The sequence below is a fragment of the Streptococcus sp. 121 genome (assembly GCF_016458205.1).
Lineage (GTDB): Bacteria > Bacillota > Bacilli > Lactobacillales > Streptococcaceae > Streptococcus.
The window spans coordinates 1-14,410 of the sequence record NZ_JAEMED010000048.1; the positions used below are offsets into that span (position 1 = coordinate 1).

A 14,410-nucleotide genomic window follows, 5' to 3' on the forward strand; every position below is an offset into this window, starting at 1 on the left:
ATTTCTATTATATCATACACAACCATATACAACAAGTGTTTTGTGCAAAAAATGTTGAAAAAATCCAGTTCTATCAAGCGGTTGAGCTGGATTGCTTACAACACAAAGTGATAAACTCGGGATTATACCACATTGGAAAAAGGAAAAAGGCTGGAAAAATCCATTACAGCTAGACTTGTTCACAAAAAAGGAACACCACGTAAAAATTGGGCTGGAAAATTAATCAATTCCACACGTATGTTCCCAAAAATATCAAAAAAAGATTCTCCGTAAACTAGACCTAAACCAGTTCTGGAAGAATCTTTTTCATTACAAGTAAAGAATAGCTAGTGCTAAAAGCGAAGTTAAGAGCCCCAGTCCCCATAGGAAGAAGTCAACCTTCCATTCAGACCATGCTAGCCCATGACCAGAAAGGCCACCTAACTCTAGGTGGTGATGGAAAGGAGTCATGCGGAAAATACGACGCCCTTCCCCATATTTTCTACGAGTATACTTAAAGTAAGCCACCTGCAACATTACAGATGCCGTTTCAATGACATAGACCAAGCCAATCAATAAAAGGGTCCACTCCTGATGCAGGGCCATAGAAATCGCCGCCAGCATACCACCAAGGGCTAGACTACCGACATCCCCCATAAAGACTTTAGCCGGCTTGCGGTTAAAGAGGAAGAATCCAAGAAGACCACCAATCATCGAAGCAATAATCAAGAGGATATCCCATTGTTGTTGCATGTAGGCAATCACACCATAGGCAGAAATCGAGATTACCACCGAGATACTCGATAAACCGTCAATCCCATCGGTCAAATTGACTGCATTGGAAAATCCAACCAACCAGAAGAGAACAAAAGGTAGGTATAATATCCCTAAAGGCAATGGATACCCGAAGAGATTCAAGGTCCCCATATGATTGTCTGCAAAGAAGAAAAACAAAACCCCACCTATCAATTGCAAGAGTAGCTTCTGACGTGGATTCAACCCTTCATTAATCCGGCGAAAAACTTTCAAGAAGTCATCCAAAAAACCAACTAAGCCATATAAAACCAGGATTAGCAAAACCATCCCAGCATTGGCTGTCCAATTATCAGACCAAATCAAGCTAAGAAAGGCTACGAGACTGCCTACTAGAAGAAAAACAATCCCCCCCATCGTAGGTGTCCCCGCTTTGGCCTGATGTTGTTTAACATCTTCATGCATTTGTTGACCAGAAATCTTGGCCTTGTTATAGGTTCGAATGAAGACTGGCATCAATAGAACCGTCAGTAAAAAAGAAATCATACTGACAAAGAGTTCGGTATTCATATTATTCTCCCAAGGTCACTCTAATTTTTTTGACTTTTTTCAATTGTGTGTTTGGATCTACATTTTGACGAACCACATGGTTACCTGAACCACGAATATCCATCTCGATGCCCATCCATTCCCCGAATTGTTGAATCATCTCTGGACTCCACCCATAGAAATCAGGAACTTCTTCAAAACTATTGGTTAAAATCAAGACTTGTTGATTAGCCTTAAGCTTGTTTCCTGTAATGGCAGATAGCTTACGAATAGACGTTCCTGTCCCTAAAATAATCGGTTGCACTACATTCTGCCGGAGGGTATCCGCTAGATTCCCTGGTGTCACATCCGTAGTATCTGGCATCTCGTAGGTAAATTCCTTAGTGATTTGATCCAATACCGGGCTCGTATCTGTCAGATTTAGTGTATCTTTCATGGCTATCGCTTCTTCTAAGACCGGATTAACAATATCCCGCCACATCAATGGGTCAAAAGTCTCGGGTTCCGCTGTGGCCACGTACATGATAAAGTCAGGGTCTTCAGCAGAGGACATGGCCACTACCGAGTTCATATAGGTCCCCTCAAGGTACCCCGTTCCATCCTCTTTAGCAATTTCGGCCGTACCTGATTTCACCGCGATATTCTGACCACCAGCCTGAATAATGGGTCCTTGCAAACTCAAGTCCGAAGAATAGCGATCATACAAGGTTCCATAAAAGGGATCGCTCCCAACTGTTACCATATAGTCCCGAGTCTGACTAGCAGCCTTTTGTGATACCGGATTCCCCATAATTTCTACTGATCCCTTTCGGGCTGCATCTTTATTTTCATCATAAATGGCAGAAATAAATTTCGGTTCCAACATGACCCCGTCATTGGCAATGGCTGAAAAAGCGCGAAGCAATTGCACCTGGGTCACAGAAATCCCCTGTCCAAAGGAGGACATGGCAATCGAAACAACATTATCCGCTGGTAAGAGGCCAGAGGATTCATTCCCCATTCCAAAACGAGTAGGGACTCCGAAACGGAAACGGGACAAATAATCCAACCACTTGTCATCTCCCATCTTCTGCTCCAACTGGACCATCCCGACGTTAGAGGAGTATGCAAAACCTTGGGCAAAGCTCATAACCTGACCAGTAGAGGTTCCATTATTAACCGACCAGTCCCGAATCGTGGCATCAATGACCTTCAACTCCGTATTGTCGAAAAGTTCATTAGCTGGGAAGTTGTTGTCGTCTATAGCTGCCGCCAAGGTCATGACCTTCATAGTTGACCCTGGCTCGTAGTTGCTCTGATAAAGAGAGGAGGACCAAGTGAAGTTTTCATCATCCAAACCTTCCTTGGTATCCGGATTAAAGGTTGGTCTCTGAGTCGTCGCCAGAATCTCACCCGTTTTAGCCGAAATCAACGTTGCAGTAGACCACTTTCCTTTGGTTCGTTCTTGAAAGGCATCCATCCGAGTTTCCAGGTAAGTCTGAAGGTTGGCTGACAAAGTAGTATAAACATCTTGTCCATCCACACGCTTACTTTCAACCTTTTCTGTTCCTGGAATAATGCTTCCGGTACGGTTTTTCTCATAGGTAGTCACTCCGTCTATCCCAGCAAGGGTACTGTTCATCGACGCTTCCAGACCGGTATTTCCCACCAAAGTCTTGCTACCGTCTTCATGTTCAGTCAACTGAGCCAGTCCAATAAATTGAGAAGCAAAATTTCCATTCGGATAACTTCGGCTAGGACTGGTTGAAAAGTCAATCCCCTTAATGCCGACTTCTTCCGCTGCCTGCTTGATCTCCGTCATGGTCCCATAGGACAAATTATTCCCTTTGCTCCCAAAAGAAACCTGCCGTAAGCCCTCTTGACTGAGCTGCTTGCGTACATAGTCAGGTTCCATCTCTAGATATCTCTCAAATAGATCTGCCACCTGCTGGTACTGATCCGTATCCACATACAACTTCTCCCCTTTGGCTGAAGTGTATTCTTTATCAATCACGGCAAAGACATTATAGGTAGTAGAATCTTCCGCAATCGGAATCCCATTTCGATCATAAATGGTCCCCCTTTTAGCCGGATTAACTCGAACTTCTTGGTGTACCCGTCTGGCCGCTTCTGATAAGTCCACGCCAAACTTCGTGTCCGTACCAATGATAACCGCAAAGTTAATCAAAAAAACAAAGAACAGAAAGACCGTTAAAACACTGAGCTGCTTCCCAACCCGTTGCCGATTTTCCGTTGTCGATTTGCGCGCCCTCAAGATTGAGTGACGCCAATTCTTCCACAGTCGTCTCATGGTTTATCCGCCGTTACTAAATTATCGTTTTTCACAGACATTCCTTGCTCTTCCGCCAATTTTTGGAAGCGTTCATAGCGGCTCAACTCATTGACCTGTTGCTTGGCCTCGGTGATTTCCGTTTGCTTACGTTCTACTTGAGAATTTAAAGTGGCCAAGTCCCGCTCTACTTGCAGAATCTGAGTCTGTAAAAAGACTGTTGCAATAGCGACAATCACCGTCGTCGCTACAATGGTACCGTAAAATAGTTTTTCAAGTCTGCTCAAGGGACGACGAAAGCGCCCCCCGGGCCGGTTATCCTGGGGCATAGCTAGCTCCTTATTTAACACGTTCAATGACTCGTAGCTTGGCTGAATGAGCCCGGTTGTTCGCTTCCAATTCTTCCTTGGACGGCAAAATAGGCTTCCGATGTACCAAGCGATAGTCTGCTTGCAATTGGTCAGGTAAAAGTGGAATCCCTTTAGGGACTTCTAGCGTTGAAGCCTCTTTAAATAGAACTTTAGTAAGTCGGTCTTCCAAGGAATGGAAGGTGATGACTGATATTCGTCCACCTGGTTTGATCATCTCCAAAGCCTGCTCCAGGGAGGTCTCCGCAGCCCCTAATTCATCATTCACTTCTATTCGAATAGCTTGGAAAATTTGCTTGGCCGGATGACCTTTTTTCTTAAGTTCCTTTGCCGGCTTGGCAGATTTAATAATTTCCGCTAGTTGCGTAGTCGTATCGATTGGTGCTAATCTCCGTGCACTTTCGATTTTCCGCGCCACTTGTTTTGAAAATTTATCTTCCCCATACTTAAAGAAAATACGTACTAAATCTTCGTAAGGATAATCATTGACCACTTGATGGGCTGTCAATGAAGCCGATTGATCCATCCGCATGTCGAGAGGAGCATCTTGCTTGTATGAAAAACCGCGCTCCCGCTGGTCTAGTTGGGGACTAGAAACTCCTAAATCATAACAGATTCCATCGATAGCAGTCACTCCATGCTGAGCTAAGGCAAGCTGAAGGTTTCGGAAGTTATCCTCAATAAAAGTTACCATGCCACGCTCCACATAGGGAGCCAGACGTACCTTAGCATGATCAATGGCATTCCGGTCCTGGTCGAAGGCATACAAATGGCCTTGGTCACTTAATTGTGACAACAAGTATTCACTATGCCCCGCCCCGCCCAAGGTCGCATCCACATAGATACCGTCGGGTTTAACTGCAAGAGAATCAACTGTCTCCCTTAATAATACTGTTACATGATGGAATTCTTTTTTCATATCCAAACTATTATACCGCAAAGCCGGTCCATTTTCAAAAATCACCTTTGCTGGAATCTGACTTCACTTGAAACAGGAATGTAAAAATATGATAGAATAAACACAGCATTTCAAAAGGATGATCGAGCTTATGTATCGTTTTTTATCCAAGCAACCACCGGCCAGACGAATTTTTATTAGCTTCGCCCTGGTCAGTTTTATCGGGTCGCTTGCTCTCAGTCTGCCTATGGTGCAGACTCCCTATTCCATGGCCACCTATTTTGACCACCTCTTTATGGCTGTGTCCATGGTCTGCGTGACGGGACTATCTGTCGTTCCTTTGTCAGAGACCTACAATATCTGGGGGCAAATCATTGCCATGATCCTGATTCAAATCGGCGGTCTTGGTTTTATTAGTTTTATAGGTCTCTTTTACATGCGTTCGCAACAGAAGCTGAGTTACTCCAACCGAGCGGCGATTCAGGAAAGTACGAGTTATAGTCAACCCCAATCCATGAAATCTTTCTTGAAATCAGTGTTCCTAATTACTTTCTTACTTGAGGGTATCGGAACATTCTTATTGAGTTTTCGCTTTGTGCCTCTGCTGGGATTCTGGGACGGGCTCTTCACTTCGCTTTTCCTATCCGTATCGGCCTTCTGTAATGCCGGCTTCGACAATTTAGGGCGATCCAGTCTGATTCAATACCAGATTGATCCTCTGGTCATTCTGACCATCTCCTTTTTGATTATTACAGGGGGATTAGGATTCTCAGTTTGGTTTGACTTACGGACCAACTGGCGAGAAAAACACCGTTTTAAACGACTTCGCTTTCACACTAAGGTAGTTCTCCTCTATAATCTCTTACTCTTGGCGATTGGGACCATTACAACCTTGATTACTGAATACAACAACCCGGCTATTCTTGGTGAATATGATTTCGGAAATAGCCTACTGGTGGCTTTCTTCCAAAGTGTGACTGTTCGAACAGCTGGTTTTTCAACCGTTGACTTTACTCAGATGCGACCGTCGACCATCATCGTTCTAGTTCATCAGATGTTTATCGGTGGGGCACCCGGAGGGACTGCTGGTGGTATCAAGATCACTACTTTTTTGGTTTTACTGGCCTTTGCGCGTTCAGAAATTTTGGGGTTACCTCATGTGAATTTCTGGAAAAGAACCATTTCACCAAAGACTGTTCAGAAGTCATTCATCATACTCATGGTCTACTTCGTGGCTTTGATGTCTAGTCTGGCTCTCCTCTCATATTTTGATGGAGATAGTCACCGATTCTTATATGTCATGATGGAGGCTGTATCAGCCCTATCCACGGTCGGTGTAAGTGCCAACTTGACTTCTTCCCTCAACCACGCTTGCTTGACCATTATTATGCTGTTGATGTTTATGGGACGAATTGGTCCGCTCACTCTTCTAATTTCATTTGCAGACCATACACCAAGTCGTAAATCGACTTTGAAATATGCAAAAGCCAATCTTCTGGTTGGTTAGAAAGGAATACCATGGCAAGACCTACCATTGGTGTCCTGGGCCTTGGGGTCTTTGGACGCAGTATTGTCAATACCCTTAGTAATTTTGATTGTGATATTATCGCAGTTGATGATCATGAGGAAGCCATTAACCATTACGAAGCAATTTTAACGCACGGCGTTGTTGGAGATTTTACCGACTTCGAACTCCTCCAAGCCGCAGGCATCGATACCTGCGACACAGTTGTCGTAGCAACCGGTCAACACTTGGAATCGAGCGTACTAGCAGTCATGCACTGTAAGAACCTTGGAGTTGAAAAAGTCATCGCCAAAGTTAAAAGCAAAACCACGCGTCAAGTCTTGGAAAAAATTGGAGCTGATCGGGTTATCTCACCCGAACGCGAAACCGGAGTCTCCCTGGCCAAGCACATTCTCCATCGGGAAACCACAGATATTATACAGCTGGACAAGGATGTTTCCATTATTGAGTTTTACCCGCCTCAGCGCTGGATTGGAAAAAGTCTCAGCCAGCTAGAGTTACGCCGCAACTACAAACTCAATATCATCGGTTTTCGTGAACAAAGAGACTCCAACCTCAATATTCATGTTTCAGCCGACTATGTCTTCAAGGAAGGAGAATTGCTGATGGCTGTAACAGAAAGTGAACTCGTCGATAACTTCGAATCTCTGATTTCCCGACTTTAACATGATAAAAAGGCAGATTTTCCAATCTGCCTTTTCTCTTATCTAAAAATCAACTTGATCCGGATCCAACTGCCCCTTAACACCTTGCAGTTTGTCTAAAACTTCAACTGCATGAGGGTCAATTTGAAGTCCTTCAATCGCTAGATTCGCCTGAATATTCTCTGGACTGGTTGATTTTGGAAGGGGAACAAAACCCTTATCCAAAGACCAAGCCAAAGCTAACTGGGCTAGGCTTAAGCCTGCTTCTCGCGCTAGTTTTGCAGCCTCTTCATTTTCAAACAAGGTACCCGTTCCAAAAGGACTATAAGCTTCTAGTTGAATTCCCTTGTCTTGGCAGTAGGCTACCAGGTCCTTTTGTGGAGTTCCAGGAGCAAGCATAACCTGATTCACTTGAGGTGCAACTTCCGCTGTCTCTAACAAAGCTTCCAAATGATGAATCATGAAGTTAGACACACCAATCGCCTTGATTTTTCCTTCACGATAAAGAGACTCCAGCGCCTTCCACACTTGAGCATTCCGCTCCTGCCATGGTAACTGCTCTCGACTCGCAGCTGGATTGGGCCAATGAATCAAAACTAAATCAATATAGTCCAAACCAAGTTTTTCCATGGATTCTTCGAGAGAAGCACGAGTGTCCTCAACCCCAATCTTGTCATTCCAAACCTTGGTGGTTACAAAAATATCTTGACGATCTAAGTTGCTCTGTGCGAGGGCTTGCCCAACACTGGCCTCATTCCCATAGATTTGAGCCGTATCAATATGACGATAACCAGCTTCCAAGGCATAGGCAACTGACTGGACAGCTAATTCCCCTTCCGGAATTTGCCATGTCCCAAATCCAATCTTAGGAATCTGAACACCATTTGACAGAGTATACACTTCCATCTCATTTCCTCCTTTGTTTTTCCTATATCCACTATAGCAAAATCTACTTCCAATTTCCAAGAATATGAGAAAGAGACCAGGAAAATCCTGGTCCCTGACATTCTACTTTTACTTAGGCTTCCCCGTCGTCTTCCAAATGACGGCCATGCAAGCCTTTTTCTTTTTGAATTTGTTTCAATTTGTCCGGCGTTACATCGTTGCCATCTTCGTCCACCAGCTTAATCCCCTCAATATGGGCCTGCAGGCTGCGACGATAGCCATGAATATATTCCTTGCGAAGAGCTGCCTGCTCTTCCAATTCCGCCTCCGTTAGACCAACTTCTTTTTTCTTTTTGGCCAACTCATTGATGCGTTGAATTTTTGAATCTTCCATTTTTTCTCCTATTTCGTTTGAAGCAAGGTAAAGTGGGCGAGACGGCTAGCTTTTTGGCGTAAGCGAGCCAAAAGGGCTAGGCGGTTAGCACGGACAGCAAGATCATCTGCCATGACCATATTGTTCTCAAAGAAAGCGGCAATCAGTGGAGCCAAAGCAAAGAGCTCCTGCATATTTACGGTCATATCCTCAGACCAGGATAGGTTATCCACTGCATCCGCTAGAGCTTTCTCTGAGCCAGACTCTAAGAGACTGCTGTCCACTTCCACTTCCTCGGCTTTTTCTGCTAGGTTAAAGACACGCGAAAGGTTTTCAACAGCTGCTTTGAAGCCCTCTGTTTGAGCTGCTTGCGCTAGAGCTTGGGCTGCTAAGAGACGAGAAGAAACCTTGAACTGGCTATTGGCCAAAACTGCTCGAACAATATCCTTATTGATAGAGGCATCCATCATTTTTTCAATACGAGCGTTAAAGAAGTCCAACACTTCGTCCTTATGCTGGTACCATTGATTTTGGTAGAAGGCATCTTGGAGATCCTGCAAGTCCAAATCCCAACCAAAGGCATCCAGAATCCGCACAATCCCTTGGGTCGCCCGACGGAGGGCATAAGGGTCATTGGAACCACTTGGAATCAATCCAGCAGTAAAGAAGGAGAGCAAGGTATCCATCTTATCTGCCACAGCCAAGACAGCTCCAACTCGACTTTCTGGTAATGCCCCTTCACTTGAATTTGGCAAGTAGTGTTCCCGAATGGCTTGGGCTACAGCTGGTTTTTCACCTGCAAGAAGGGCATATTTCTCTCCCATAATTCCTTGCAGCTCATCAAATTCGCCAACCATACCTGTCAAGAGGTCAAATTTATAGATTTGAGCTGCGCGTGCGAGATCTTCCTTCTCTTCTTCCGTCAACCCAACTTGATCGGCCAAGTAGGCTGCAATGTGAGCTGTCCGCTCCATATGTTCTGCAAGACTTCCAATTTTCTCATGGAAGGTCACCTTGGCCAATTTAGGAAGCAGGTCTTCGATGGCCAATTTCTGATCTTCTTTCCAGAAAAATTCCCCATCTTCCAAACGAGCGAGCAATACTTTTTCATTCCCCTTAATCACATTGGCCAAATGCTCCGCATTCCCGTTTCGAACAGAAACAAAGTGCGGCAAAAGGTTCCCATCCTGATCCCGAACAACAAAATAGCGTTGATGCGCCTTCATAGACGTTACCAAAACTTCTTCCGGCAATTCTAAGTATTTAGGATCAAAGGAACCAAGAAAGGCTGTTGGGTATTCAACCAAGTTAAGAACCTCATTCAAAAGGGCTGCATCAATCTCTACCCGAACCCCATTAGCCTGCTCCAAATCCGCGATTTGATCGAGAATCATTTGAGTCCGTTCTGCTGGGTCTGCAATCACAAACGCTTGACGCAAATCTACTTCGTAACTATCCGCTGACGCTAGGCTGACTTCCTGTCCCAAGAAGCGATGTCCACGACTGGTACGGTCCGATTCTAAATTCAAGAAACGAGCCTCAAGCAACTGATCATCCACCAAGAGGGTCAAGGTATGAACCGGACGGATATAATCAAAGGTATAGTTAGCCCAATGCATGCTGACAGGGAAAGTCATGGCTTCCAAAGTTTCTGTTAGATTCGGAAGAATGTCTTCCGCAGCCTGTCCTTTTTCCTCCTTGGTGACATAGACATACTCTTCACCCTTGATTTCCTCAAAGCGAATCGCGTCTGTTGTCAACCCTTTCCCTCGAACAAACCCCTCTGCGGCTTTCGTAAAATGACCGTCAGCGTCTAGGGCAATTTTCTTACTTGGTCCTTTGAAATCTTCGACCAGGTCCGTCTGGCGGTCAGCCAAGCCCTTAACCCGTACTGCCAAACGGCGGGGTGTTGAAAATGTTTCAATTTTTTCAAAATCCAAACGATGAGCTTTCAAAAAGTCTGCCACGCGCTGACCTAATTGATCCATGCTCCGTGTCACAAGATAGGCTGGCATCTCCTCTAAACCGAGTTCAAGCAAAACTGTCTTTGTCATCTTAATCCTCCTCCGCTAGCAATTCTTGACGGCTGGCTTCATCCAACAAAGGATAGCCCAAACGCTTGCGCTCCGCCACAAATGTCTTCGCAACTTCTCGTGCCAAATTTCGAATCCGCGCAATATAGCCAGCCCGCTCTGTTACGGAAACCGCTCCACGCGCATCCAAGAGGTTAAAGGTATGGGAACACTTCAACACATAATCGTAAGCAGGGTGAACCAAATCAGCTTCCAAAGCTGCTTGCGCTTCCGCTTCAAACTGATTAAAGTTCTCCAAAAGCATCTCCTGATTGCTCAACTCAAAACTATATTTTGAGTGCTCAAATTCAGGTTGATTAAAGATCTCACCATACTTAACACCGGCTGTCCACTCAATATCATAAACAGAATCCACTTCCTGGATATAAGAAGCCAAACGCTCCAAACCATAAGTAACCTCAGCAGTCACCGGTTGAGTCGCCAAACCACCCACTTGTTGGAAGTAGGTGAACTGGGTGATTTCCATCCCGTCCAACCAAACTTCCCATCCAAGACCTGCAGAACCTGTTGAAGGATTTTCCCAGTTATCCTCCACAAAACGAATGTCATGTTCCAAAGGATTAATTCCCAAAAGCTCCAAGGATTGCAAATACAATTCTTGAATATTACTTGGACTTGGTTTCATCACCACTTGGAATTGGTGATGTTGATAAAGGCGGTTTGGGTTCTCCCCGTAACGCCCATCCGCTGGACGACGTGAAGGTTCCACATAAGCCGCATTCCATGGTTCAGGCCCAATCGCCCGCAAGAAGGTATAAGGACTCATAGTCCCCGCCCCTTTTTCATTGTCATAGGCCTGCATCAACAAACAGCCTTGATCACTCCAAAACTGCTGCAAGGTTAAAATAATTTCTTGAAAAGTAAGTTTCTTTGCCATATAGACCTGCTTTCTATTTTTTCCATTAATACTCTTCAAAATCAATTTTACCCCTTGTCAGTATCACCTCGCCGTACCCTTAGTACTATCTTCGGTTCACTTCCTAGGTTACGATTGATTTTGATTGAGTATTATACTCTTTTAGTTTATCTTTTATTACTGTGTTAGCTCGTCTCGCCGTACTTCAGTACTGTCTACGACTCGCTGCCTTGTACTAAAAGTAAACTAAAAGACTATACCAGCTCATTACAAATATTTCCAGCTAATCAAAAAGAACCACATTTCACACCCCTGTCCTCGGACAAGGGGCGTCGAAACGCGGTTCCACCCTATTTTTGCTTATTAAGCCTTCATTCTTTTTTCACTGGTAAAAAGGGCCACTTATTCCTCTCCTATTCGGCTTCCACCATCCCGAACTCGCTTTCTACTCTTTACATTTTAAAATCTGATTTCGTTAATCTTCTTTGGTGAACTCCAGTTCAACCTTCATCAGATTGCCTTATCAGATTTCAAACTGTTTTGAGTATCAGTCGATAAGAATAATCAATCTTTTCGAAGACTATTCTATCAAAAGAAATACAGGTACGTCAATAAGATTTTAAGGACGCTATCTTGGATCTAGGCTTTTTTACGTTTTTTACTAGATACTACACCCAATGTTGTCATCAAACTAAGTCCAGCAATCGTTAAATAGGAACCTGTCTCTCCGGTGTTAGGAAGAGTTTCTCCAGAATTGACAGTTTTTGAAATAGTATCTCCGATAGTCTCCTTTTTAGTGCTATCAAATTGTTCAACTGGTTTAAGGATATTTACGGATTTATGTTGAGACTTGTTACGGCTAGATGGAGTGTAGACCAAGCCCTCTAATTTTGCATTCTCCTTGGATTCGCATATAGCTAACTCCAACTCTTTTTGTTGCAACTCAGATTTTAATGCTGCAAGCACTAACAAATCTTGTTTTAGTTTCTCTTGTGCATCTGTTAATTTTTTCTGAGCCAAGTCAAAGTTTGCTTTAGCTTTCGCGTAAGCATCACCAGCTTTTTGTAAAGAATCTAATTCAGTCTGCGCTTGTTCAAGCTGTGCCTTCAGACTCTTCAAATCTTCTTCAGCCTTTGTAACAACTTCTTGTGCTTGTATTACGTTCGCCTTCAACTCCTCATGAATAGCCATTTCATGCTTTAGGGTATCTTGTAGTGAACTTAGCTCAGTCTGCTTATTCTCAAGTTCTTTTTGAAGAATCTCAAGATTTCTTAACTTCTCTTGATTGCCTTTAGTTAACTCATTCAACCGCTCTTTCGATTGATTCAATTTATTCACAGTCACCTTTTGGGATGCTTCAAGCTCTTGTTTATTCTTTGCTAAAAGCGAAGTATGCTCTTGTAATCTTTTATCTTCGGAGGCACTTTCTAACTCAAACTGTTTGAGGTTTTCAACAGCAGTGGAATACTTTTCATTCTTATGATAAACCGTTTCTTCCCATACATACTTAAAAGTAGTTTTCGGCAAGAACTTCGTTCTTTTACCATTAAAATAAAACTCTGATCGTAACGGATCATTGTCCTCATTTTTGGCTGAGGCCAAGTTAAAAACAGACCATGTATTCTGAGAGTTGGAAGGCAGTATCTCGTATACATTCTTACCATCTGTAGAAACAAATGTCAGAACCGAGTATCCACCCGTTTCTACCATGGCAAGTCCAGTTCCAGAAGCACCTAAAAGCGGTGTTCTATGCCCATAGTTAAAAATATTAGCTTCCGTTGGAGATTTAGCTCCAAAACTAAATGCATTACTATAGTCATTAAAATAGCGCAATATCTGATTGTATGCTATCTCTTTTTCACTCAGTTTCGATTTTTTACCGAGAGCTGTGGTCGCATTCTCTGTTTCACTGTTAAGTCCAAAGTCTGTAGGTTTTAAAATAGTATCATGACTGAGTTCCTTATTTCTTGCCATTTCATCCGTTCGAGCTTTAGCCCATTTCAAAGCCTCTGGAGTCACTGGCGGAACTGGAATATCGATTCCATTAATCTTTCGCAATTTTGTAAGATATTCCGAAACATATTGAGACACTTTCTCATAATCGATCTCTTTAACCGTATATTCTTCAGCGTTTTTCAATACAATAACTTCTGTGGCTTCACCATCAAATTCTACATTTTCATTGGCAGACACATAGAATTTCTTTCCGTTCGAAATATAGTACGGATCTTTCGGTTGTGAATAAGCGTCAGAATCACTAACTTTATTTTCAGCAATAACATGTTGAACCAATTCTGTTGTATACTCAGGTCCAGCTTCTTTAACAGCTTTTTCTAATTCTTCTCTTTTTTTCTTTGAATTTACATAAAATGCCGATTTCTCTTTCTCTAGCATTTCCATTTTTTGATTGAGCTCAACTAGATTTTGATGATTCTGCTTTAGTGTGGATTCTAGCTGACTCACTTCATGCTGAGCGGTAATGATGTTTTTTGAGTCAAAAGCCGCTTCTGCGGACCGAACTTTGGCCTCACTGTCTTGAACTTCCGCTAATTTTGACTCAACATCTTTTTGAGCCATTTCAAGAATTGGTTGGTGCTCCCGCACTTTTTGTTCTGCGTCTTTCAACTGACTCTTTGCTAGCTCAACAGATTGATCATTTGCTAGCTTCGTTTCAATTTCTGTAACTTTATCTTTTGTTGCAGAAATTTTTTCTGGTGTCGTTTCTTCTAATTTTTTAGCAGTACTTTCTAATTGTTCCAAACTATTAGCTAGTTCATTTTCAGCCGTAGAAAGATTCTCTTTTTCCTCAGAAACCACTAACTCTTGCATTTGGATTGTATTATTCAATTCATGAATATTTTCCTTTTCACGAATCAGTGTATCAGACTGACAACTGCAATCATCCAATTTCTGTGCTAAATTATCCTGATTTAGATTCGGAGCTGAAACTTCATCGGCTGCTACGCTCGACCCCGTTGCTGCAGCTGCTACAACTACACCTGATATTAATATCTTTTTCACAATTATTCTCCTTGTTCAATAGTAAAATTCGTATGACGGATTATCATCCGTCTCTCTTGATTATATATATCCCAAATTATTCATACCTAACTTAAAAACCTTCCAGAAACCGTATTGATTACAGGGTTTCTGGAAGGTTCTGCTTTTCACCCATTGGGTGAAACGTTCGACTAGACAAAAAAGGATTTCCCCTTTAT

The 14,410-nt window shown here is 43.1% G+C and carries 11 protein-coding genes; 2 read left to right on the forward strand and 9 right to left on the reverse strand.

Going from position 1 to position 14,410, the window contains the following annotated elements:
• Nucleotides 1–309: 309 nt before the first annotated feature.
• Genes mraY through rsmH form a run of 4 tightly spaced genes read right to left on the reverse strand, consistent with a single transcriptional unit; the run spans nt 310 to nt 4,837 of the window.
• A complete protein-coding gene (mraY, locus tag JEQ21_RS08615; protein WP_199365073.1) occupies nt 310–1,302 on the reverse strand; it encodes a phospho-N-acetylmuramoyl-pentapeptide-transferase in 993 nt (330 codons plus the stop codon).
• 1 nt (nt 1,303) lies between these two features.
• A complete protein-coding gene (pbp2x, locus tag JEQ21_RS08620; RefSeq protein ID WP_199365075.1) occupies nt 1,304–3,571 on the reverse strand; it encodes a penicillin-binding protein PBP2X in 2,268 nt (755 codons plus the stop codon).
• Entirely contained in the window at nt 3,568–3,879 is a 312-nt protein-coding gene (gene ftsL, locus JEQ21_RS08625) for a cell division protein FtsL (protein ID WP_196091430.1), read from the reverse strand. Before ftsL ends, pbp2x begins: the two co-directional genes overlap by 4 nt.
• Before the next feature lie 10 nt (nt 3,880–3,889).
• Nucleotides 3,890–4,837 carry a 16S rRNA (cytosine(1402)-N(4))-methyltransferase RsmH gene (gene rsmH, locus JEQ21_RS08630; protein WP_199365076.1) on the reverse strand — a complete coding sequence of 316 codons (948 nt, stop codon included), beginning with the start codon at nt 4,835–4,837 and terminating at the stop codon, nt 3,890–3,892.
• Nucleotides 4,838–4,967: 130 nt separating this feature from the next.
• Between rsmH and JEQ21_RS08635 the strand changes: the two genes are divergently transcribed.
• Complete coding sequence (locus tag JEQ21_RS08635) at nt 4,968–6,323, forward strand: TrkH family potassium uptake protein (RefSeq protein ID WP_196091428.1); 1,356 nt, start codon at nt 4,968–4,970, stop codon at nt 6,321–6,323.
• Nucleotides 6,324–6,334: 11 nt separating this feature from the next.
• Nucleotides 6,335–7,006: a potassium channel family protein gene (locus JEQ21_RS08640; protein ID WP_196091427.1), complete on the forward strand. Its 672-nt coding sequence runs from the start codon at nt 6,335–6,337 to the stop codon at nt 7,004–7,006.
• 42 nt (nt 7,007–7,048) lie between these two features.
• On the opposite strand, the gene JEQ21_RS08645 is transcribed toward JEQ21_RS08640, so the two are convergent.
• The 5 genes from JEQ21_RS08645 to JEQ21_RS10215 all read right to left on the reverse strand — a co-directional run bounded on the left by JEQ21_RS08645 (nt 7,049) and on the right by JEQ21_RS10215 (nt 14,213).
• On the reverse strand, nt 7,049–7,891 hold the full coding sequence (locus JEQ21_RS08645) for an aldo/keto reductase (protein ID WP_199365078.1): 843 nt from the start codon (nt 7,889–7,891) through the stop codon (nt 7,049–7,051).
• Nucleotides 7,892–8,003: 112 nt separating this feature from the next.
• Entirely contained in the window at nt 8,004–8,264 is a 261-nt protein-coding gene (locus JEQ21_RS08650) for a DUF896 family protein (protein ID WP_196091425.1), read from the reverse strand.
• 8 nt (nt 8,265–8,272) lie between these two features.
• Nucleotides 8,273–10,297: a glycine--tRNA ligase subunit beta gene (gene glyS, locus JEQ21_RS08655; RefSeq protein ID WP_199365080.1), complete on the reverse strand. Its 2,025-nt coding sequence runs from the start codon at nt 10,295–10,297 to the stop codon at nt 8,273–8,275.
• A gap of 1 nt (nt 10,298) precedes the next feature.
• Nucleotides 10,299–11,213: a glycine--tRNA ligase subunit alpha gene (gene glyQ, locus JEQ21_RS08660; RefSeq protein WP_199365081.1), complete on the reverse strand. Its 915-nt coding sequence runs from the start codon at nt 11,211–11,213 to the stop codon at nt 10,299–10,301.
• Nucleotides 11,214–11,831: 618 nt separating this feature from the next.
• Nucleotides 11,832–14,213, reverse strand: coding sequence for an LPXTG cell wall anchor domain-containing protein (locus tag JEQ21_RS10215; RefSeq protein ID WP_199365082.1), 2,382 nt, complete (start codon nt 14,211–14,213; stop codon nt 11,832–11,834).
• Between the last annotated feature and the right edge of the window lie 197 nt (nt 14,214–14,410).